Source organism: Microvirga arsenatis (genome assembly GCF_009910705.1).
Taxonomy (GTDB): Bacteria; Pseudomonadota; Alphaproteobacteria; order Rhizobiales; family Beijerinckiaceae; genus Microvirga; species Microvirga arsenatis.
On sequence record NZ_JAAAXJ010000001.1, the window covers coordinates 683,123 to 703,909 of the forward strand.

Here is a 20,787-nt window from a genome sequence, read left to right on the forward strand (position 1 = left end):
CCTTACGATTCGCTGCCCGTCGCCCGGCGCAGGGCCTGCTGGTTGATGGTGACCTCCAGTTCCTGCCGCACCTGAGCGATGTACTGGCTGATCAGGTCGTCGCCATAGGCATTGCGGAGCTGGGTCTCGGTGTTCTGCGCCTGCTGGGTAGTCGTGACCAGGGGCGGCACCGTGGCGGCGGTTACCTTGAACACTGCGCGACCCTCACCGCTCGCCGCATGCCCGGCCTTGCCCACCGGCACGGCGAAGATGCGGTTCACGGCCTCGACCGCCAGATCGTCCTTGGCGGCATTGCGGGAGAGATCCGCCGCGTTCTTGACGGACACGCCGGCCTCCTGGGCCACGGCTTCGACAGCCTCGCCCTTCTCGAGGCGCTCCGCCAGGCCACGCGCCCTCTCGGAGAGACGCTGGGCCACTTGATCCTGACGCCACTGGGCGCCGACCTGTTCGCGCACCTCGTCCAGGGTCTTCTCGCGGGAGGGTTCGATCCCGGTTACGTCGTACCAGACATAGCCGGTCGCCGTGCGCAGGGCCTCGTTGTCGACGCCAATGTCGGAGGCGAAGGCCGCCTTCACCACCGCATCCTTCTCGGGAAGGTTGACCGGGCTGCCAGCCTTGTCGAGGCCGTTGGCGTCCACAGCCGGCACCTGGATCAGGGTCAGGCCCTTTTCCCGGGCGATGTCGGCCAAGGGCTTGGCGCCCGCCCGCAGATCCTCGATCTCATCATGGATCTTCTCGATCTGGCCCTGGGCGCGCTCCACGGCGATCTCGCGGCGCAGGTCGGCAGCCACGTCCTCGAAGGGCCGCACGGCCTCGGGCTGGACCTGCGTGACGCGCACGAGCACGGGCCCGAAGCGGCCTGCGATGGGGGCGCTCACGGCGCCCTGCTCGAGGCCGAAGGCCGCTTCGGCCACGGCCTGATCAAGCATCTCCGCCTTGGTGAAGGTGCCGAGCTCGAGGTCCTGCGGGGAGATGTTGCGCTCTGCGGCAAGAGCCTCGAAGGCTGTGCCCCCCTTGATCTTGGCGGCGGCGGCCTCTGCTTCGGCCTGGGACGGGAAGGTGATCTGCTGGATCGTGCGGCGCTCAGGCGTGCCGTATCTCGCCTTCTGCTGCTCGTAGCGCTGGCGGGCATCCGCCTCGGAGATGGTTTCGGGCCTGGCGAGGGATGCGGCATCGAGCGCCAGGACGCTCACGGACCGGTACTCGGGCGCCCGGAAATCGCTCTTCCTCTCGTTGAAGAAGCTCTGAAGCTGCTCGGCGGTGGGAGCCGGAATGTCGCCCGCCAGTTCCGGCGTCAGCAGCAGATACGAGGCGCTGCGGCGCTCGCTGGCATAGCGGTGCAGGGCTTCCTTGGCCGCCATCGGCACGGTGACGTCGCCAGCGAGGGCCTCGGCCAGGTGCAGGCGCAGCATGGAGGCGCGCTGCTCCTGAACGAAGCCCGCCTCGGAGAGGTTCACGTTGCGTAAGGCCTGATCGAAAAGAGCGCGATTGAACTGCCCATCGGCCCCCTTGAAGGCCGGATTGTTCACGATCGAGCCGGCCACGAGCTCATCGGACACCGAAAGGCCCATTTCCTTGGCCTTCTCAGCCATCACGGCCTCGGTCACGAGGTTGTTGATCACCTGCTGATCCAGTCCGAAGGCCCTGGCCTGCTCAGGGCTGATGACGGTACGGAACTGCCGTCCGAGCCGCTGGAGTTCCTCGGTATAGGCCTCGCGCACCTGCTCCACCGAAATGGTGGTGCTGCCCACCTCGGCGACCGTGGAGGCCGGGGTGGCGCGGAAGATGTCGCCGATGCCCCAGATGGCGAAGCTGACGATGATCGCGCCGAAAAAGATGGTGGCAATGATTTTGCCGACCACGGTCTGCCCAGCCTTGCGCATGTTCCGAAGCATCGTGAACCCGTTTCCCAAAAACTCGTTAAACCTGCCGATAAACGATCAGCGCCTCTCCGAAAAGGGCAAGTCTGGTTGAAAGAGGGCTCAAGCCTCTGCTAGTGCCAATTTATCAAGCGTGACAGGAGTGCCTTAAATGAGCGTCGATAGGCCGCGCCCCTTGGTTGCGGGCAACTGGAAGATGAACGGATTGAGGACCTCGGCGAAGGTGCTGGAGGAGATCCATGCCGGCTACACCCCCGGCCTCAAGGCCAAAGTGGAGCTCGCCGTCTGCCCGCCTGCGACCCTGATCGCTCCTTTCGCCCGGCTCTCCGTCGGCTCCCGGGTCGCCATCGGCGGACAGGACTGCCATGCCAAGGAATCGGGCGCCTTCACCGGGGATCTTTCGGCCGAAATGCTGGCCGATGCGGGCGCGACCTATGTGATCGTCGGCCACTCCGAGCGCCGGCAGTACCACCGGGAGAAGGATGCCGACGTCTGCGCCAAGGCGGTGGCGGCCCACCGGGCCGGCCTGACGGCCATCGTCTGTGTCGGCGAAACCCGGGAGGAGCGCGAGGGGGGCAAGACGCTCAACGTCGTCCGCAAGCAGCTGCGCGGCTCGATTCCCGTCGATTCGAACAGCCACAACCTCGTGGTCGCCTACGAGCCTGTCTGGGCCATCGGGACGGGGCTCACCCCGACGGCAGCGGACGTGGCGGAGGTCCATGTCCTGATCCGCGACGAGCTGCGCCGCCTCGTCGGCAAGGCCGATGCCCCCAAGGTCCGAATCCTTTACGGCGGCTCGGTGAAGCCCTCCAACGCCGCCGAGCTCATGGCGGTGGACAACGTCAACGGGGCTTTGGTGGGCGGCGCGAGCCTCGTCGCGGCCGATTTCCTGGCCATCGCAGGCGCCTATCTCGGGTAACCGCGAAAAGGCGGGTTGCGGGTCTTTGATCCGGCGCCCACCTGTGCTACAGGCCGCCGCAACGAACGGGTTGCGAGCGGCTGGCGCCCTGTGCGCAGCCGCTTGAGGTTTTTGAAAACGATGCAAACAGTTCTCATCATCATCCACCTGATCATCGTGCTCGCCCTGATCGGCGTGGTTCTCCTGCAGCGCTCCGAAGGTGGCGGCATGGGCCTCGGCGGCGGCGGAGGCGGCGGTGTTTCGGGCTTCATGACCGGGCGCGGCCAGGCCAATGCGCTCACCCGGGCTACGGCGATCCTGGCAGGCCTTTTCTTCATCACGAGCATCGCGCTCACGGTAATGGCGACCTCGACCCGGGCGCCTCGCTCGATCCTGGACGGGACCGCTCCGGCCGCCCCGGGCACGGGCCAGCAGGCTCCGGCGGCTCCGCAGGGCGGCAACGTGCTTGAGCAGCTGCAGCGACTTCAGGGCGACCAGCCCGCGGCGCCTGCGCCCGGCGCTCCGGCGCCCGCAGCGCCTCAGCAGTAAGCAAACCAGGGCCGGTGCTTCCGGCCCTCTCTTTTTGTGGATGGGATTCGGGCCGGTTGGTTCGCGATTGCGAATCGACGCCCGATGTTTATGGATAGGGGTCCATGACGCGGTACGTATTCATCACCGGCGGCGTGGTGTCTTCGCTCGGCAAGGGGCTGGCTTCGGCGGCCCTCGGAGCACTTCTCCAAGCACGCGGCTACAAGGTTCGGCTTCGCAAGCTCGACCCATATCTCAACGTCGATCCGGGAACGATGAGTCCCTACCAGCACGGCGAGGTCTTCGTGACCGACGACGGCGCTGAGACGGATCTCGACCTCGGCCACTATGAGCGCTTCACGGGTGTGCCGGCCACCAAGGCCGACAACATCACGACGGGTCGGATCTACTTGGACATCATCACCAAGGAACGCCGCGGCGACTATCTCGGCGCGACCATCCAGGTCATCCCGCACGTCACCAACGCCATCAAGGACTTCGTGCTCACCGGCAACGAGGGCTTCGATTTCGTCTTGGTCGAGATCGGCGGCACGGTCGGCGACATCGAGGGCCTGCCGTTCTTCGAGGCCATCCGCCAGCTCGGCAACGACCTGGAGCGGGGGCAGGCGATCTATGTGCATCTGACGCTGCTGCCGTTCATCCCCTCGGCGGGCGAGCTGAAGACCAAGCCGACCCAGCACTCCGTGGCGGAGCTGCGCTCCATCGGCATCCAGCCCGACATCCTGCTGTGCCGCACCGACCGCGAGATCCCGAAGGACGAGCGCCGCAAGCTCGCCCTGTTCTGCAACGTCCGTGAGACGGCCGTCATCGAGGCGCGGGACGCTCGCTCGATCTACGACGTGCCGCTGGCCTATCATGAGGCAGGCCTCGACAGCGAGGTTCTGGCCGCCTTCGGCCTCGACACGAGCAAGACCCCGAACCTCTCCCGCTGGACCACGATCTCCGAGCGCGTCCACAACCCTGAGGGCGAGGTCACGATCGCCGTCGTCGGCAAGTACACAGGCCTCAAGGACGCCTACAAGTCGCTCATCGAGGCGCTTCACCACGGAGGCATCGCCAACCAGGTGAAGGTGAACCTCGAGTGGATCGAGAGCGAGATCTTCGAGAACGAAGATCCGGCTCCGTTCCTGGAAGGCATCCACGGCATCATGGTGCCCGGCGGCTTCGGCCAGCGCGGGGCCGAGGGCAAGATCCGGGCGGCGCGCTTCGCCCGCGAGCGCAAGGTGCCGTATTTCGGAATCTGCTTCGGCATGCAGATGGCAGTGATCGAGGCAGCCCGGTCGCTTGCGGGCATTCAGGATGCCAGCTCCACCGAGTTCGGGCCGACCTCCGAGCCGGTCGTCGGCCTCATGACCGAATGGCTGCGCGGCAACGAGCTTGAGAAGCGGACCGCCAGCGGCGACCTCGGCGGTACCATGCGTCTGGGTGCCTACCAGGCATCTCTCATGCCCGGCAGCAAGGTGGCGGAGATCTACGGCAGCACCGAGATTTCCGAGCGCCACCGGCACCGCTACGAGGTGAACATGTCCTACCGCGAGCGGCTCGAGGCCAAGGGCCTGCGGTTCTCCGGCGTCTCGCCGGACGGCGTCTTGCCGGAGATCGTGGAATACGAGGACCATCCCTGGTTCATCGGCGTTCAGTACCATCCCGAGCTGAAGTCGCGCCCCTTCGAGCCGCACCCGCTCTTCAGGAGCTTCATCCACGCGGCGGTGGAGCAAAGCCGGCTGGTTTGATGTTAACCTGAACCGTCGCGCCTGAATTCGTTGGCGCGACCGACAGGAAAGAGCACGATGACCCGCCGGATCGACCATCTCGTTGTTGCCGTCAAGGACCTCGACAAGGCGGCGCATCTTTATCAGCGCCTCGGCTTCCAGGTGGGCGGTCGCAACCGCCACCCTTGGGGCACCGAGAACCGGATCGTGCAGTTTCCAGGTTCCTTCATCGAGCTGATCTCGGTGGGCGAGGGGGCCGCCATCAGCCCTCACCGGGCCAGCGCCTTCAGCTTCGGCGCCTTCGTGCAGGACTACCTTCGGGACCGCGAGGGCTTGGCAATGCTGGTCCTCGACAGCCAGAACGCCGAGGCTGATGCCGCTCTCTTCGCCGAGAAGGGAATCGGATCCTTCGAGCCCTTCCATTTCGAGCGCAGCGGCCGGCGTCCCGACGGCAGCGAGACCAGGGTCGCTTTCACCCTTGCCTTCGCATCGGCCGACAACTCATCCAAAGCCGGGTTCTTCGTCTGCCAGCAGCATTACCCGGAAAACTTCTGGAACCCGGAGTTCCAGCGCCACGACAACAAGGCAACCCGGATCGCCTCCGTGACCCTGACGGCTCCCGAGCCGGAGCGGCTGCGCTCCTTCCTGACCGCGTTCACAGGCGTGAAGCCGGGGAGCCCCGACGGGGACGACCTGTCGTTCCGCCTGAGTGAGGGCCACATCGACGTCCTCACGCCGGATGATGCCGCCGAGATCTACGGCTCCATCGAAGCCGAGCTCGATCAACCGTCCTTCGTGGCTTTTGCCGTGCGGGTCGAGGACATCCAGCGTCATGCGCGATGGCTCGCCTCGGCCGAGATTCCCTATCAGCACATCGGGAGCAGGCTCATCGTGCCGGCGAGCGCCGCCTTCGGCGTGGCAATCGCATTCGAGCCAACGCAATATTAACCATGATCCCTTAAGCGATTGAAAAACATCGATCGTGTGGGGGACTAGAATCGTGGCTTCTTCTCTGGCGGGCTTGCCCGATTTCCTGATCTTCTTCGTGCTCGCCGTCGCTCTGGTGGGGCTGTACCTCGCCCTCTATACCCTCGCGACCATGCATAACGAGTTCGCGTTGATCCGCGAGAACGTGATCTCGGCGGCCACGGCGCTCGGCTTCAGCCTCGTGGGCTTCGCCCTTCCTCTCGCCAGCGCCATCGTCCACGCGCAGACCCTCGTCGATTGCCTCGTCTGGGGCTTGGTGGCCCTGGCCGTGCAGATCCTCGTCTACTGGCTCGTGCGAATCGTGATGCCGAACCTGTCGCAGCGGATCGCGGCAGGCGAGATGGCCGCGGCGCTCTTCCTCGGAGCGGCCTCCCTTTCGGCCGGGATCATCAACGCGGCCGCGATGACGTTCTGAAGGTGGGAACGCGGCCCGCAAAACCGTTGCGGGCCATCCCGGATCAGGCTCCCGCCTCGACCATCCTGGCGAACTGAACCGCCTCCGTGCGCAGGGCAGGCGGCACCAGCATCGGGTTCCGGTGCCGGACGGCATGGAGCATGGCGATGCGCTCGATCGCCCTCATGTAGAGATCCGGAATTTCCGTCTCGCCCCACTCGAAAGCCTGGTAGTCGCGCAGATTCATGTCGATTTCGTGCGCCATTCGGCTCTGGGTGAAGCCAAGAGCCGCCCGAATGGCAATCAGTTCCTGCGTCTTATGATGCTCGGACATCAGAGCGCTCCTCCTGCGCTACCCAATGCAATCGCAACAGACCCCTATCGAACAGGCTTCTATTCTTAGCTTATGCCTGCATGGTCTATAATGCTTAGCTGATTACCTAAAGTAAATTAGCTAACGATTGGTCAAAAGAACACGCTGTAAGCTTGGTTAAAAAACTCGCCTGCAGAACATAGACCACGCCGGGCAGGCCCTGCCTGAAGGGACAGATCGCCGCTTTGCCTTTGGCCGGAAAAAGGCTAGTGACGGCGCATGATCGAGACAAAGCAGCCCCAAGCCGTCGTCGAAGCCGGCCCCGTCCGCTTCGGCAATCACCTGCCCCTCAGCATCATCGCCGGGCCCTGTGCCATGGAAAGTCGCGAGCATGCGCTCGAGATGGCGGCGGCTCTGAAGGAGATCGCCGGCAGGCTCGGCCTCGGGCTCGTCTACAAGTCCTCCTTCGACAAGGCCAACCGCACGTCGATTTCCAGCGCTCGCGGCATCGGGCTCGACAAGGCGCTTTCCATCTTCGCCGAGGTGAAGGAGCGTTACGCTCTCCCCGTGACCACCGATGTGCACGAGAACGACCAGTGCGCCCCCGTGGGCGAGGTCGTGGACATCCTCCAGATTCCCGCCTTTCTTTGCCGCCAGACAGACCTCTTGGTCGCGGCCGCCAAGACGGGTCGGGTCGTGAACGTGAAGAAGGGCCAGTTCCTGGCCCCCTGGGACATGGCCAACGTCGCCGCGAAGGTCAGGGCCGCCGGCAACCCGAACGTGATGCTCACCGAGCGAGGCGCCTCCTTCGGCTACAACACCCTCGTGTCCGACATGCGGTCCCTGCCGATCATGGCCGAGACGGGCGCTCCGGTGATCTTCGACGCCACCCATTCCGTGCAGCAGCCGGGCGGCAAGGGCGCGACCTCGGGCGGCCAGCGGGAATACGTTCCGGTCCTGGCTCGGGCAGCAGCGGCGGTCGGCGTTGCGGGCGTCTTCATCGAGACCCATCCTGATCCCGACAAGGCTCCGTCCGACGGGCCGAACATGGTGCCGCTGAAGGAACTCGAGGCTTTGCTGGCCCAGCTCAAGGCCTTCGACGCTCTGGCAAAGGGCAGGGCGGCCTGAGCCTGCCTACATCTCTGCCCTCATGCCCGGGAGCGAGCTTGCTCGTGTCTCGAAGCAGCCTGCGGAGCACTCTCGCGCCTCTTTCTGGACAGGCGTTGCGCGATTGTCTCAGGATGAGGACGAGGTAAGTCTTTCTCCATTCTCCATGACCTGCCGGGAGGGCAGGTCTGCGCTTCTGCATCTCGTCTTCCCTCAAAGCCATGATATGAGCGGGATCCAGATCCCCGGCTGAGAGCATCATGTCCTCCCGCAACCTGATCCTGATCCTCGCCACCAGCGGCTTCGCGAGCACGTTTTCCGGTCGGGCAGTCGAGCCCATGGTCGGGGTCATCGCCAGGGACCTGAGTTCCACGCCGCAGACCATCGCCCTCCTCTCGGCCGCTTTCGCGCTGCCTTATGCCTTCATCCAGCCAATCCTCGGCCCCATCGGCGATGCCATGGGCAAGGAGCGCGTGATGAAGGCGGCCCTGGCGCTGCTTCTCCTGGCTCTGGCCTGCTCCGTCTTCGCCCCCGACCCATCGACGCTCTTTACGCTGCGCATCATTGCGGGTGCCGCTGCCGGCGGATCCATCCCGCTCTCCATCGCGCTGATCGGCGACCGGGTGGAGATGGCGCAGCGTCAGGTCGCCCTGAGCCGCTACTTCGTGGCCGTCATCATTGGCCAGTTGGCCGGGTCATCCTTTGCAGGCCTCCTGGCAGAATGGATCGGCTGGCGGGGTGTCTTCACCCTGTCCGCCGTCATGATCGCGCTGGCCCTCGCCGCCACCGTGATCGGCTTCAGGGGGGCGCTGCCGGGAGGCCGATTCGACCTTCGGAGCGCCCTCGTGCGCTACAGGGACATTCTCTCCAATCCTCGCGCTCTGACCCTCTTCGGCCTCGTCTTCATCGAGGCTATCGCCATCTTCGGCATCTTCCCCTATGTGGCGCCTCTGCTGGAGGAGCGCGGCGAAGGTGGCGCCACCGAGGCGGGCTTTGCCCTAGGCGGGTTTGCCATTGGAGGGCTCATCTACTCCGCACTCGTCGCCTGGATGCTGAGGCGCCTCGGCATCGGCCGGATCCTGTTGGGAGGCGGGTTCTCCGCAGGCGTGGCCCTCGTCCTCCTGGGAATGGGCGGAGACTGGAAGCTCGATGCGGCAGCCATGCTCTTCCTGGGCCTCGGCTTCTATATGCTCCACAATACTTTTCAGGCCCAAGTGACGGAGGTGGCGCCCGGCGCGCGCGCCTCGGCAGTGGCGCTCCACGCCTTCTCGTTCTTCTGCGGCCAGGCCCTCGGCGTGGTGCTCATGGGCTTCGGGTTGCGCCATATCGGACTCGCCGGGGCGACCGCCGCGGCCGCCCTGGTCATCGTCACGGTCGGCCTCGCCGCATCCTCCGTCCTGACTCGGCCGGCCGGTCAGCGCGCCCGGTAGGGCGCCACTCCCTGGTCAGGCAGCCAGAGATTCTTCGGCAGCTCTCCCGTCTGCCAGAACACGTCGATCGGGATGCCCCCGCGCGGATACCAGTAGCCGCCGATGCGCAGGTAACGAGGCTCGAGCAGATCGGCCAAGCGCTTGCCGATGGCTACCGTGCAATCCTCGTGGAAGGCGCCGTGGTTGCGGAAGCTGTGCATATAAAGCTTCAGGGACTTCGACTCGACGAGCCACGGGCCCGGCACGTAGTCGATCACCAGGATCGCAAAGTCGGGCTGGCCGGTCACCGGGCAGAGGGAGGTGAACTCGGGCACGGTGAAGCGCGCGAGGTAATCGGTATCCGGGTGCGGGTTGGGAACCCGGTCGAGCTGGGCGGCTTCGGGGGAGTCGGGCAGGGTGCTCGCCTGACCGAGCTGAAGGGTGGTTTCCGTCATGGGATTTGACCTTGGATTGGTAGGGGGAAAGCTCTTGCCGTCCTTGCTCACCCGGACATTTCGGTCAATAAGCCAATCCATGACTTGAGGCCGCACCCGTACCGGGCTGTTCCGGCCGCACTTCAGCCAGCAGGAGCCTGCTCTATGACCGCGATCATCGACGTTTTCGCCCGCCAGATCCTCGACAGCCGAGGCAATCCCACCGTGGAGGTGGATGTCACCCTCGAAGACGGCTCCATGGGCCGTGCGGCGGTGCCCTCCGGCGCCTCCACGGGTGCGCACGAGGCGGTCGAGCTGCGCGACGGCGACAAGTCGGTTTATCTCGGCAAGGGCGTGCTCAAGGCCGTCGATGCGGTCAACAACGACATCCTGGACGCCATCGGCGGCATGGATGCGGAGGAGCAGGTCGCCATCGACGAAACCATGATCGAGCTCGACGGCACGCCGAACAAGAGCCGCCTCGGCGCCAATGCCATCCTCGGCGTTTCGCTCGCCGTGGCCAAGGCCGCAGCAGAGGCGGCGGCGCTGCCCCTCTACCGCTATGTGGGCGGCACCCAGGCCCGCGTGCTGCCGGTCCCGATGATGAACATCATCAACGGCGGCGCCCATGCGGACAATCCCATCGACTTCCAGGAATTCATGATCATGCCGGTCGGTGCGCCGACCCTGGCCGAGGCCGTACGCATGGGGGCCGAGGTGTTCCATACCCTCAAGAAGGCGCTCAAGGACGCCGGCCACAACACCAATGTGGGCGACGAGGGCGGCTTCGCTCCCAACCTGCCTTCCGCGGAAGCCGCCCTCGACTTCATCATGAAGTCCATCGAGCAGGCCGGCTACAAGCCGGGAACGGACATGGTGATCGGACTCGACTGCGCCGCGACCGAGTTCTTTAAGAATGGTGTCTACCACTATGAAGGCACCGGCCAGAAGCTCAACCCGCAGCAGCAGGCCGAGTACCTCGCCAAGCTCGTCTCCGCCTATCCCATCGCCACCATCGAGGACGGCATGTCCGAAGACGACTGGGAGGGCTGGAAGGCGGTGACCGACCTCATCGGTTCCAAGTGCCAGCTCGTGGGCGACGATCTCTTCGTCACCAACGTGAACCGCCTCTCGGAGGGTATCGGGAAGGGCGTTGCCAACTCGCTGCTCGTGAAGGTGAACCAGATCGGCTCGCTCACCGAGACGCTTGCCGCCGTCGACATGGCCCACCGTGCCGGCTACACCGCCGTCATGTCCCACCGTTCGGGCGAGACGGAGGACTCCACCATCGCCGACCTTGCGGTCGCTACGAACTGCGGGCAGATCAAGACCGGTTCGCTGGCCCGCTCCGACAGACTGGCCAAGTACAACCAGCTCATCCGCATCGAGGAGGAGCTGGGCTCGCAGGCCCGGTACGCCGGACGGGCGGCGCTGAAGGCGCTGGCATAAGTTCAGTTGATCCGGATGCACCATGAAAGCCGCCGCAGAGGCGGCTTTTTCTTTGCGCCTGCCTTCCTCCCGCTGCGGGGCAGGAGCTGCGCTCGGGTGACGAGATGGACCGGCCCAATGTTTCGATCCTCCTCATAGGAAGGGGAGATCGCTGCCGTGCGGACCTCAACACCTCCTTAACCATGTCACGGTAAGACTCGCATCCATGGTAATCCGCAGGCGCGCACGACGATTCCTCATCCCGCTGATGCTCTATAGCATTTCGGCGGGCGTGGCCGCCTATTTCGTGCATCATGCCCACAGCGGCGCACGCGGCATCGAGGCTCGGCAGAAATATGAGTCTCAGGTGGCTGAACTTTCCCGCGAACTCGAGAGTTTGAAGACACAGCGCACCGACTGGGAACGCCGCATTGCGCTGCTTCGGAGCGATCAGATCGACCGGGATCTGCTCGAGGAAAGAGCACGCGTAATGTTAGGACGTGTGCACAAGAACGACCTTGTGATCATCACCGGCCCCTGATTCACGATATTTTAAAAGTTCTGATTAACTGAATTTCTGTTAATCAAAAAAACCATAGCAAAATCAAATTCTTGCACATTTTATTGTGCAGCGCAAAACGACATTGGAGCTACTCGATTTCCGGTTTCGACTGCGCTACAACTTTCGTCGAGGAAACCCTTCGGAGGACCCGATGGCTGTTGCTGCCCGCAAGGCGGGCCGTGCCGGAGCAGGCGCGGCTAACAAGACCACTTCCACAAAAGGCTCCACCCGCGGAGCTGCTTCCAACTCCCCACAATTCGACAAGAGCCAGGATCTGGCGGCTTACAGCGACATGCTGCTGATCCGCCGCTTCGAGGAGAAGTCCGGCCAGATGTACGGCATGGGCCTGATCGGCGGCTTCTGCCACCTCTACATCGGCCAGGAGGCCGTCGTCGTCGGCATGCAGATGGCGACGAAAGAGGGCGACCAGGTGATCACCGGTTACCGTGATCACGGTCACATGCTCGCCTGCGGCATGGATGCGAAGGGCGTCATGGCCGAACTGACGGGACGCCGCGGCGGCCTGTCGAAAGGCAAGGGCGGCTCCATGCACATGTTCTCCAAGGAGAAGCATTTTTACGGCGGCCACGGCATCGTCGGCGCCCAGGTGTCGCTGGGCACGGGCATCGCCTTCGCGAACCAGTACCGCGAGAACGGCAATGTCTGCCTCACCTATTTCGGCGACGGCGCGGCCAACCAGGGCCAGGTCTACGAGAGCTTCAACATGGCGCAGCTCTGGAAGCTGCCCGTGGTCTACGTGATCGAGAACAACCGCTACGCCATGGGCACGGCAGTCAGCCGCGCCTCGGCCCAGACCGACTTCTCGAAGCGCGGCGTGTCCTTCGGCATTCCCGGGGAGCAGGTGGACGGCATGGACGTCCGCGCCGTCTATGCGGCCGGCCAGCGGGCCATCGAGCACGCCCGCTCCGGCAAAGGACCCTACATCCTCGAGATGCAGACCTACCGCTATCGCGGCCATTCCATGTCCGATCCGGCGAAGTACCGCACGAAGGACGAGGTGGCTCGCATGCGCGAGGAGCACGATCCCATCGAGCAGGTGCGCCGCCGCCTCCTGGAAAGCTGGAAGCTGTCCGAGGACGAGCTCAAGGCCATCGACAGCCGGGTGCGCGAGATCGTCAACGAGGCGGCCGAGTTCGCCACGCACGATCCGGAGCCCGATCCGTCCGAGCTCTACACGGATATCCTGCTGTAACCGGCGCGTCCCTCGCGCCGTCCCCAAACATTCTCGCCGCAGCGACAATCACAACAGGTCTTCAATGGCGATCGACATTCTCATGCCTGCCCTCTCGCCCACCATGGAGCAGGGCAAACTGGCCAAGTGGCTGAAAAAGGAAGGCGATCAGGTCAAGCCCGGCGACGTGCTGGCCGAGATCGAGACCGACAAGGCGACCATGGAGGTCGAGGCGATCGACGAGGGCGTCCTCGCCAAGATCCTTGTGGCTGACGGAACGGACAACGTGGCCGTGAACACCCCCATCGCGATTCTCGCCGGTGAAGGTGAGGACGTTTCAGCCGCAGCCTCGAAGGCGCCTGCGCAGGGTGGCGGCGAGCCGTCACCCGCGCCGGGCCTTAGCTCGCCTCAGGCGGCGCCCGTTCCCGACATGCAGGCCGAAGGGATGACGGATCGCCCGGCTCCGTCCGAGCGCCCGCAGCAGACGAACCTCTCGACGCCCGCCGCCCCCTCTGTCATCACCAGCCGCTCCGCCTACAACGCCATGGCCGAGATCCCGGAAGGGACGGAGCTGGTCAACATGACCGTCCGCGAGGCCCTGCGCGATGCCATGGCCGAGGAGATGCGCAGGGACGGCTCCGTCTTCGTGATGGGCGAGGAGGTGGCCGAGTACCAGGGCGCCTACAAGGTCACCCAGGGGCTGCTGCAGGAGTTCGGCCCCAAGCGCGTGATCGACACCCCGATCACCGAGCACGGCTTCGCCGGCGTCGGCGTCGGTGCAGCCTTCACGGGCCTGCGCCCCATCGTCGAGTTCATGACCTTCAACTTCGCCATGCAGGCGATCGACCAGATCATCAACTCGGCGGCCAAGACGCTCTACATGTCCGGCGGCCAGCTCGGCTGCCCCATCGTGTTCCGCGGCCCGAACGGCGCGGCGGCCCGCGTGGCGGCGCAGCACAGCCAGGATTACGCGGCCTGGTACTCGAACATTCCGGGCCTCAAGGTCGTGATGCCCTATACTGCCGCGGATGCGAAGGGCCTCCTCAAGAGCGCCATCCGCGATCCGAACCCGGTGATCTTCCTCGAGAACGAGATTCTCTACGGGCAGTCCTTCCCGGTACCGAAGCTCGACGATTTCACGGTGCCGATCGGCAAGGCGCGCATCCACCGCGAAGGCAAGGACGTCACCATCGTCTCCTTCGGCATCGGCATGACCTACGCCCTCAAAGCCGCACAGGAACTGGAGAAGGAGGGCATTCAGGCCGAGGTGGTGGACCTTCGCACGATCCGTCCCATGGACACCGAAACCGTCGTCGCATCGGTGATGAAGACCGGCCGCTGCGTCACGGTGGAGGAGGGCTTCCCGCAATCGGGCGTCGGCGCCGAGATCGCCACGCGCATCATGGAAAACGCGTTCGACTATCTTGACGCCCCCGTGATCCGCATCACCGGCAAGGACGTTCCCATGCCCTATGCGGCGAACCTCGAGAAGCTCGCCCTGCCGAATGTGGACGAAGTGGTGCAGGCGGCGAAGGCCGTTTGCTACAGGTGACACCATGAGCGAACGGAAATTCGAAGCCCTCAACGTTCCGCCTGACGCCCTGGAGAAGGGCGGCATCGAGATCCTGAGGGCTTCGGTGGTCGACGGGGCGGTGAGCATCGCGCTGCGCCGCGCCTTCGACGATCCGTTCACCTGGGGCGTGCTCCTGGTGGACCTCGCCCGTCACGCCGCACGCGTCTACGCCATGGAGACGGACCTCTCGGAAGAGGAGGCCCTCGCCGAGATCACCGCCGGCATCCAGGCCGAGCTGGACGATCCGAGCGATCCAGGCTCGACGCAGGCCCTCAACTAGTTCTCTGATCAGGATCCCAAAACGCCATGCCCATCAATATCCTGATGCCCGCCCTGTCTCCCACCATGGAAAAGGGCAACCTCGCCAAGTGGCTGAAGAAGGAAGGCGACGCGGTGAAATCCGGCGACGTCATCGCCGAGATCGAGACCGACAAGGCCACCATGGAGGTCGAGGCGGTGGATGAAGGCATCCTCGCCAAGATCGTGGTGCCGGAAGGCACTGCCGATGTCCCGGTCAACCAGGTGATCGCGCTGATCGCCGGCGAAGGCGAGGACCCGAAGAGCGTCACCGCGCCGGCCTCCGGCGCTGGCGCACCGGCGCCTGCTCCCAAGGCCGAAGCCGCACCGCCTGCGCCCGCAGCGGGATCCCAGCCCCAGGCCAATACCATTCAGGGCGATCCGAACGCCCACATGTCCTATGCCCGCGTCGATCAGGCTCCCCAGGGCCCGGCCCAGGCAGGCGCCAAGCCCAATGGGGCAGGGCAGCAGCAGGCCTCCGGAAGCCGCGTCTTCGCCTCGCCGCTTGCCAAGCGCATTGCCCGCGAGGCGGGCATCGACATCGCCTCGGTCCGGGGCTCCGGCCCCCATGGCCGCATCGTCGAGAAGGATGTGCGCGCAGCCCTCCAGGGCGGCGGCACGAAGCCGGCCGCCGCTCCGGCTGCTCCGGCTCCCGCTGCTGCACCGTCGAAGCCTGCTGCGCCGCAGCTTGCCCCCAGCATGGGCGCCGACCAGGTCAAGGCCATGTTCGAGGCCGGCACCTACGAGGAAGTGCCTCTCGACGGCATGCGCAGGACCATCGCCAAGCGCCTCGTCGAATCGAAGCAGACGGTGCCGCATTTCTACCTGTCGCTGGATTGCGAGCTCGACGCGCTGATGGCCCTGCGCGAGCAGATCAACGCGGCGGCCGGCAAGGACAAGGACGGCAAGCCCGCCTACAAGCTCTCGGTCAACGACTTCGTCATCAAGGCGCTTGCCATCGCGCTCCAGCGCGTGCCGGCGGCAAACGCCGTGTGGGCCGAGGACCGGATCCTGCGCATGAAGCACTCGGATGTGGGCGTGGCCGTCGCCATCGAAGGTGGCCTGTTCACGCCGGTGGTGCGCAAGGCCGAACAGAAGACCCTCACGGCCATCTCGGCCGAGGTGAAGGACATGGCGGGCCGTGCCCGCAATCGCCGCCTCAAGCCGGAGGAATACACCGGCGGCTCCACGGCCGTGTCGAACCTCGGCATGTACGGCATCAAGGACTTCCAGGCCGTCATCAACCCGCCCCACGGCACGATCCTCGCGGTCGGCGCCGGCGAGCAGCGGGTCGTGGTGAAGAACGGTGCACCGGCCGTCGTGCAGGCCATGACCGTGACGCTCTCCTGCGACCACCGCGTGGTCGACGGCGCCCTGGGTGCGGAATTGCTGGCTGCCTTCAAGCAGCTCATTGAGAACCCGATGGGGATGCTTGTTTGACACAGCACGTCATCCCGGGGCCCCGCAGCGGAACCCGGGATCGTTGGACCAGAAGAGCGCCTTATCCTGATAGCGATCCCGGCTCTCGCTCTGCTCGGCCGGGATGACGAGTAGGAAGACCATGGCAAACCAATACGACATCATCGTCATCGGCGGCGGGCCGGGGGGCTATGTGGCCGCGATCCGGGCGGCGCAGCTCGGGTTCAAGACGGCCGTCGTGGAGCGCGAGCATCTCGGCGGCATATGCCTCAACTGGGGCTGCATCCCGACCAAGGCTCTGCTGCGCTCGGCGGAAATCTACCACTACATGGAGCACGCCAAGGATTACGGCCTGTCGGCGCAGGGCATCGGCTTCGATGCGGCCGCCATCGTGCAGCGCTCGCGCGGCGTGTCGGGCCGCCTCAACGGCGGCGTCGGCATGCTGCTCAAGAAGAACAAGGTCGACGTGATCTGGGGCGAGGCGTCGATCTCCAAGCCCGGCGAGGTCGTGGTATCGGCGCCCAAGAAGCCCGCCATGCAGCCGCAGAACCCGGTGCCGAAGGGCGTGCTGGAGCCGGGCACCTACGCGGCCAAGCACATCATCGTGGCTACCGGCGCGCGGCCCCGCGCTCTGCCGGGCATCGAGCCGGACGGCAAGCTGATCTGGACCTATTTCGAGGCCATGGTGCCGCCCGCCATGCCGAAATCGCTCATCGTCATGGGCTCGGGCGCCATCGGCATCGAGTTCGCTTCCTTCTACCGCACCATGGGCGTGGAGGTGACGGTGGTCGAGGTGATGCCCCAGATCCTGCCCGTCGAGGATGCGGAGATCGCCGCTCTCGCGCGCAAGCGCTTTGAGAAGCAGGGGATGAAGATCCTCACCGGCGCCAAGGTCACCAAGGTCGAGAAGGGCGCGAACTCCATCACCGCCACCATCGACGACGGCAAGTCTACGCAGACGATCACCGCAGAGCGGATGATCTCCGCCGTCGGCGTCGTGGGAAACATCGAGAATCTCGGCCTCGAAAAGATCGGCGTGAAGATCGAGCGCGGCGTGGTGGTCACGGACGGACTCGGCCGCACCAACGTGCCCGGCATCTATGCCATCGGCGACGTGGCAGGCCCGCCCATGCTGGCGCACAAGGCCGAGCACGAAGGCGTGATCTGCGTCGAGACCATCAAGGGCCTGCACACGCACGCCATGGACAAGGCCAAGATCCCGGGCTGCACCTACTGCAATCCGCAGATCGCCTCCGTCGGTCTCACGGAGGCCAAGGCGAAGGAGCAGGGCTACGACATCCGCGTCGGCCGCTTCCCCTTCATCGGCAACGGCAAGGCGATTGCGCTCGGCGAGCCTGATGGACTCGTGAAGACGATCTTCGACAAGAAGACTGGCCAATTGCTCGGCGCCCACATGATCGGCGCGGAAGTGACCGAGCTGATCCAAGGCTACGTGATCGCCATGAACCTGGAGACCACGGAGGAGGAACTGATCCACGCGGTCTTCCCGCACCCGACCCTCTCGGAAACCATGCACGAGAGCGTCATGGATGCGTATGGACGGGTGATCCATATCTGAGAGCCTCGACCATGTGGGCAGCGGCTTTTCGGCTGTGCTCCCTCACGGCAATCGCCGCCCTTTCCGTCTCCCGTAAGCTCAGGCGTCCCTATGGCCGCCTGAGCCTTCTATTTGGTATGGCCGCCGGCGCGCCTTGGTCGACACCGCTGGTGGAGCTACACACTCCTGACGTCCGATGCTTACCCGATCCCGCGCGCCGTCGAGCCCGCAGGAGATGGCGCGGTGCGCATCGCCTTATATCCGGATGATGCAGGCGAGACCGTGCTGGCGAATGGTTTGATCGTCCCGGTATCGGCCTCGGGCAGGCTTGCAAGACCGCTGACCTTCGACCGGGGAGTTCCTCGGTGATTCAGAGGCCAAGCCCTTGACAGGCTGATGCGGCACACGAGAGCCTGAGGTCCTCGGCAGGAGGGAGATTGCGATGGCGGGTGAAAGCGACGTTCTCAATGGCGAGTGCCGATGCGGTCGGCTGCAGCTCCGGGTTCGCGGCAGACCGATCCTGACGATGGCGTGCCATTGCACCGGCTGTCAGAGGATGACGTCCAGTGCGTTCTCCTTGAGCGCTCTCTACTCAAGCGCTGCGTTCGAGGTAGCCGAGGGTGAGCCGGTCATCGGCGGCCTCCGCGGCGCCACCCGCCACTTCTTCTGCCCGCATTGCATGAGCTGGCTCTTCACACGGCCGGAAGGACTCGACGCATTCGTCAATGTCCGGGCTACGATGCTCGATGACTCACGGAGTTTCACGCCTTTCATCGAGACCTACACCTGCGAGGCGTTGCCCTGGGCCAAAACTCCAGCCGTTCACAGCTTCGAGAAGTTCCCGCCGATGGAACGGTACCAGGATCTCGTGCAGGAATTCGCCGATAGGTTTGGGGGAACAGGACCCTAACCGCTCCAATCTTTTTAATAATCCGGCACGAGGCGGCGCACGACGAGAGGAACCCTGATCTCGCACCGGAATCCTCGCGGGTCGAAGTCGACCTGCACCCGCGCTTGGCACTGGGCCGGAAGAACACGATGGAGAAGAGCCAATCCGAAGCCGCTATGCGCCGGCGGCTGCACGGGCGCGCCATTTTCTTCGACCCATCGCAGATGAAGCTCGCGCCGTCCCTCCGTGAACGCGAGATCCCATGATACGCTGACAGAACCTGTGCGAACGGAGAGAGCACCGTAGCAGGCCGCGTTCGCGGTCAGCTCATGAAAGGCCATGCTCAGCGGGATCGCGATGTCGGCTGCCAGATCCACTGGCGGCCCTTCCAGCCTGAAGCGCTCCCGCCGCCGCTCCTCGAAGGGTTGAAGCTCGCACAGAAGCATCTCCTTCAGGGATGCCGTCTGCCAGTAATCCTCCGTCAGAAGAGTCTGTGTCTTGGCAAGCGCTGCGATGCGGGCCGAGAAGGAGTGCGTGAACTCCCGCATGCTCGTGGCGGTGCGGGACGTCGCCCCCGCCAGAGCCTCGACCACCGCCAGGGTATTGCGGACGCGATGGTGGAGTTCCCGAACCAGCAGCGCCTGCCGCTCCTCGACCCTCTTCCGCCGGTCGATATCCTGGATGACCCGCACGCTGTACTGGAATCGGCCCGCGTCGTCGAACACTGCCGTTGAGGAGACATGCACCCAGACATGGGTTCCGTCCTTGCGCGAGCAGAGCTTGTCGTGCGCATAGGTCTGGAGGTCGCCCGATACATGCCGGCCGTAGCAGGCTCGCTCGGTCTCGGCGTTGTCCGGATGCGTGAGGTCGAAGATGCTCATGGTGAGCAGCTCGCCGCGCGTATAGCCGGTGATAGCCGACAAACCTTTGTTCACGGTGAGGAACCTGCCTTCCGCATCCGTTTCGCCGATGCCGATGCTGGCATGCTCGTGCGTGGCTGAGAGTCGCTCGCGAATTTCCCGTTCGGCCCTGGCCTTGGCGGCGTTCTCTATGGAGACGGATGCGATCTGGGCAAGCTGGACGAGGATGGCCTCGTCGTCCGCCGTGAACTCCCCATTGATCTTGTCCGAGAGCACGAGAACGCCCAGCAGGCCGCCCTGCGGACTGGCTATGGGAACGGCGAGGATGCCATTCATCGGCAGGAAATCGCCCTCCTGCGAGCGGATGCCCTGAAGATCCGGCCACAGGTCGAGCTCCGCCTTCACCAACCGCAAGGGAGCCCCCGCCTGCGTAACATGGGAATATATGGCAGCGGCATATCGCTCGAGAGCCATCCGCGGCACCTCCCGACTCCTGTCGGAGACGGAGAGGATGATCGGACGGCTAGGCCAAAGGGCATAGGGCACAGTGTGGGTTGCCGCCCAATGCGCGCCGATGATCTGACGGGCCTCATCGGTCACCTGCTCGAAGACGAGTCCCGGTGAAGAGAGGCCAACGATGCTGGTCGACATCTTGGCCAGCATCTTCAACTGCTCCTGATACCGGTGCGCCTTCGCCAGGAGGCCCTGCCGCTCCTGCTCGATCAGAACCCGGTCGGTGATGTCATGATGAGCCACGACGACATACGGCGCCCCATCGCAGTCAAGCCGGGAGGCGCAAAGCTGGAACCATTTCGGCTGCTGCGGCGAGTGGCACGGGTATTCGATCGAGAAGGAGGGGGCGCCCGCGAGAACGGAGCGGATCCCCGCAGAGGCCGAGCGTGCGCAGGGCGCATCGACTCCCGATGCCTGGTCACAGACCGCGAGATAGTTCGTCCCGACATGGGTAACACCATCCAGGCCGCTGGCCTGCGCCACCCCAAGCCAGGCCTGATTGACGGCAATGATGGTGCCCGTCTGGTCGAGCACCGCCACAGGCCCCGCCAGGGCATCCAGGATCTGCTGGGCGGGTGGCACTGAAACGATGCCGCTCTGCTTCGGCGTTCGGTCCATTGATCGTCTTCCCGCGCCTCCTCCTGAACAGGCTAGTAACGGAAATGGAGGGGATCGGTTCAGGCTCAACCGCCGGTGTCCCCAGCAGATCCTGCGGGAGGAGATGCCGGGCTCCGGCCGAAGGGCTGCCCCGCAACTTCAGCATTTGCGCAAGGGCTTCGAAAGCCTTAAATCAGGCGCATGTAAGGAAGGGCA

19 protein-coding genes are annotated in these 20,787 nt (G+C 64.9%); 15 read left to right on the forward strand and 4 right to left on the reverse strand.

Features of this window, described 5'->3' with window-relative positions; translation table 11 throughout:
* Nucleotides 1-2 precede the first annotated feature (2 nt).
* Nucleotides 3-1,895 (reverse strand): SurA N-terminal domain-containing protein, encoded by a 1,893-nt coding sequence (locus GR303_RS03160; protein ID WP_161724540.1) that lies wholly within the window; start codon nt 1,893-1,895, stop codon nt 3-5.
* A 136-nt stretch (nt 1,896-2,031) separates the two neighbouring features.
* Here GR303_RS03160 and tpiA point away from each other — a divergent pair, with 136 nt between their 5' ends.
* From tpiA to GR303_RS03185, 5 genes are all read left to right on the forward strand, one after another.
* Entirely contained in the window at nt 2,032-2,799 is a 768-nt protein-coding gene (gene tpiA, locus GR303_RS03165) for a triose-phosphate isomerase (protein WP_161724543.1), read from the forward strand.
* A gap of 120 nt (nt 2,800-2,919) precedes the next feature.
* Nucleotides 2,920-3,327, forward strand: a complete 408-nt coding sequence (secG, locus tag GR303_RS03170) for a preprotein translocase subunit SecG (protein WP_161724545.1) — start codon at nt 2,920-2,922, stop codon at nt 3,325-3,327.
* Nucleotides 3,328-3,431: 104 nt separating this feature from the next.
* Nucleotides 3,432-5,060: a CTP synthase gene (locus GR303_RS03175; RefSeq protein WP_161724548.1), complete on the forward strand. Its 1,629-nt coding sequence runs from the start codon at nt 3,432-3,434 to the stop codon at nt 5,058-5,060.
* Nucleotides 5,061-5,117: 57 nt separating this feature from the next.
* A complete protein-coding gene (locus GR303_RS03180) occupies nt 5,118-5,987 on the forward strand; it encodes a VOC family protein (protein ID WP_161724550.1) in 870 nt (289 codons plus the stop codon).
* 49 nt (nt 5,988-6,036) lie between these two features.
* On the forward strand, nt 6,037-6,441 hold the full coding sequence (locus GR303_RS03185) for a DUF350 domain-containing protein (RefSeq protein ID WP_425487124.1): 405 nt from the start codon (nt 6,037-6,039) through the stop codon (nt 6,439-6,441).
* A 43-nt stretch (nt 6,442-6,484) separates the two neighbouring features.
* Here the strand turns inward: GR303_RS03185 and GR303_RS03190 are convergent, their stop codons facing one another.
* Entirely contained in the window at nt 6,485-6,754 is a 270-nt protein-coding gene (locus tag GR303_RS03190) for a transcriptional regulator (protein WP_161724555.1), read from the reverse strand.
* A 258-nt stretch (nt 6,755-7,012) separates the two neighbouring features.
* Here GR303_RS03190 and kdsA point away from each other — a divergent pair, with 258 nt between their 5' ends.
* Together kdsA and GR303_RS03200 are read left to right on the forward strand one after the other, a co-directional pair.
* On the forward strand, nt 7,013-7,861 hold the full coding sequence (kdsA, locus tag GR303_RS03195; protein ID WP_161724558.1) for a 3-deoxy-8-phosphooctulonate synthase: 849 nt from the start codon (nt 7,013-7,015) through the stop codon (nt 7,859-7,861).
* Between the two features lie 239 nt (nt 7,862-8,100).
* Nucleotides 8,101-9,270, forward strand: a complete 1,170-nt coding sequence (locus GR303_RS03200; RefSeq protein WP_161724560.1) for an MFS transporter — start codon at nt 8,101-8,103, stop codon at nt 9,268-9,270.
* Here the strand turns inward: GR303_RS03200 and queF are convergent.
* On the reverse strand, nt 9,255-9,704 hold the full coding sequence (queF, locus tag GR303_RS03205; protein ID WP_161724562.1) for a preQ(1) synthase: 450 nt from the start codon (nt 9,702-9,704) through the stop codon (nt 9,255-9,257). The genes GR303_RS03200 and queF overlap by 16 nt on opposite strands.
* 144 nt (nt 9,705-9,848) lie before the next feature.
* On the opposite strand from queF, the gene eno reads away from it, so the two are divergent.
* The 8 genes from eno to GR303_RS03245 all read left to right on the forward strand — a co-directional run bounded on the left by eno (nt 9,849) and on the right by GR303_RS03245 (nt 18,622).
* Nucleotides 9,849-11,132 (forward strand): phosphopyruvate hydratase, encoded by a 1,284-nt coding sequence (eno, locus tag GR303_RS03210; RefSeq protein ID WP_161724564.1) that lies wholly within the window; start codon nt 9,849-9,851, stop codon nt 11,130-11,132.
* Between the two features lie 205 nt (nt 11,133-11,337).
* Entirely contained in the window at nt 11,338-11,652 is a 315-nt protein-coding gene (locus GR303_RS03215; protein ID WP_161724567.1) for an FtsB family cell division protein, read from the forward strand.
* Nucleotides 11,653-11,824: 172 nt separating this feature from the next.
* Nucleotides 11,825-12,886 (forward strand): pyruvate dehydrogenase (acetyl-transferring) E1 component subunit alpha, encoded by a 1,062-nt coding sequence (pdhA, locus tag GR303_RS03220; RefSeq protein ID WP_161724569.1) that lies wholly within the window; start codon nt 11,825-11,827, stop codon nt 12,884-12,886.
* Nucleotides 12,887-12,950: 64 nt separating this feature from the next.
* A complete protein-coding gene (locus tag GR303_RS03225; protein WP_161747569.1) occupies nt 12,951-14,417 on the forward strand; it encodes a pyruvate dehydrogenase complex E1 component subunit beta in 1,467 nt (488 codons plus the stop codon).
* 4 nt (nt 14,418-14,421) lie between these two features.
* Nucleotides 14,422-14,718 carry a DUF5076 domain-containing protein gene (locus GR303_RS03230; RefSeq protein ID WP_161724573.1) on the forward strand — a complete coding sequence of 99 codons (297 nt, stop codon included), beginning with the start codon at nt 14,422-14,424 and terminating at the stop codon, nt 14,716-14,718.
* Nucleotides 14,719-14,744: 26 nt separating this feature from the next.
* Complete coding sequence (locus GR303_RS03235) at nt 14,745-16,175, forward strand: pyruvate dehydrogenase complex dihydrolipoamide acetyltransferase (protein WP_161724576.1); 1,431 nt, start codon at nt 14,745-14,747, stop codon at nt 16,173-16,175.
* Nucleotides 16,176-16,296: 121 nt separating this feature from the next.
* Nucleotides 16,297-17,733: a dihydrolipoyl dehydrogenase gene (gene lpdA / locus GR303_RS03240; protein ID WP_161724579.1), complete on the forward strand. Its 1,437-nt coding sequence runs from the start codon at nt 16,297-16,299 to the stop codon at nt 17,731-17,733.
* A 421-nt stretch (nt 17,734-18,154) separates the two neighbouring features.
* Nucleotides 18,155-18,622 carry a GFA family protein gene (locus GR303_RS03245; protein WP_161724582.1) on the forward strand — a complete coding sequence of 156 codons (468 nt, stop codon included), beginning with the start codon at nt 18,155-18,157 and terminating at the stop codon, nt 18,620-18,622.
* Nucleotides 18,623-18,636: 14 nt separating this feature from the next.
* Here the strand turns inward: GR303_RS03245 and GR303_RS03250 are convergent, their stop codons facing one another.
* A complete protein-coding gene (locus tag GR303_RS03250) occupies nt 18,637-20,592 on the reverse strand; it encodes a sensor histidine kinase (protein WP_161724584.1) in 1,956 nt (651 codons plus the stop codon).
* Between the last annotated feature and the right edge of the window lie 195 nt (nt 20,593-20,787).

Coding starts and splice junctions, on each gene's coding strand:
- GR303_RS03160 (WP_161724540.1), bottom strand. CDS start 1,895: ATGCTTCGGAACATGCGCAAGGCTGGGCAGACCGTGGTCGGCAAAATC.
- tpiA (WP_161724543.1), top strand. CDS start 2,032: ATGAGCGTCGATAGGCCGCGCCCCTTGGTTGCGGGCAACTGGAAGATG.
- secG (WP_161724545.1), top strand. CDS start 2,920: ATGCAAACAGTTCTCATCATCATCCACCTGATCATCGTGCTCGCCCTG.
- GR303_RS03175 (WP_161724548.1), top strand. CDS start 3,432: ATGACGCGGTACGTATTCATCACCGGCGGCGTGGTGTCTTCGCTCGGC.
- GR303_RS03180 (WP_161724550.1), top strand. CDS start 5,118: ATGACCCGCCGGATCGACCATCTCGTTGTTGCCGTCAAGGACCTCGAC.
- GR303_RS03190 (WP_161724555.1), bottom strand. CDS start 6,754: ATGTCCGAGCATCATAAGACGCAGGAACTGATTGCCATTCGGGCGGCT.
- kdsA (WP_161724558.1), top strand. CDS start 7,013: ATGATCGAGACAAAGCAGCCCCAAGCCGTCGTCGAAGCCGGCCCCGTC.
- GR303_RS03200 (WP_161724560.1), top strand. CDS start 8,101: ATGTCCTCCCGCAACCTGATCCTGATCCTCGCCACCAGCGGCTTCGCG.
- queF (WP_161724562.1), bottom strand. CDS start 9,704: ATGACGGAAACCACCCTTCAGCTCGGTCAGGCGAGCACCCTGCCCGAC.
- eno (WP_161724564.1), top strand. CDS start 9,849: ATGACCGCGATCATCGACGTTTTCGCCCGCCAGATCCTCGACAGCCGA.
- GR303_RS03215 (WP_161724567.1), top strand. CDS start 11,338: ATGGTAATCCGCAGGCGCGCACGACGATTCCTCATCCCGCTGATGCTC.
- pdhA (WP_161724569.1), top strand. CDS start 11,825: ATGGCTGTTGCTGCCCGCAAGGCGGGCCGTGCCGGAGCAGGCGCGGCT.
- GR303_RS03225 (WP_161747569.1), top strand. CDS start 12,951: ATGGCGATCGACATTCTCATGCCTGCCCTCTCGCCCACCATGGAGCAG.
- GR303_RS03230 (WP_161724573.1), top strand. CDS start 14,422: ATGAGCGAACGGAAATTCGAAGCCCTCAACGTTCCGCCTGACGCCCTG.
- GR303_RS03235 (WP_161724576.1), top strand. CDS start 14,745: ATGCCCATCAATATCCTGATGCCCGCCCTGTCTCCCACCATGGAAAAG.
- lpdA (WP_161724579.1), top strand. CDS start 16,297: ATGGCAAACCAATACGACATCATCGTCATCGGCGGCGGGCCGGGGGGC.
- GR303_RS03245 (WP_161724582.1), top strand. CDS start 18,155: ATGGCGGGTGAAAGCGACGTTCTCAATGGCGAGTGCCGATGCGGTCGG.
- GR303_RS03250 (WP_161724584.1), bottom strand. CDS start 20,592: ATGGACCGAACGCCGAAGCAGAGCGGCATCGTTTCAGTGCCACCCGCC.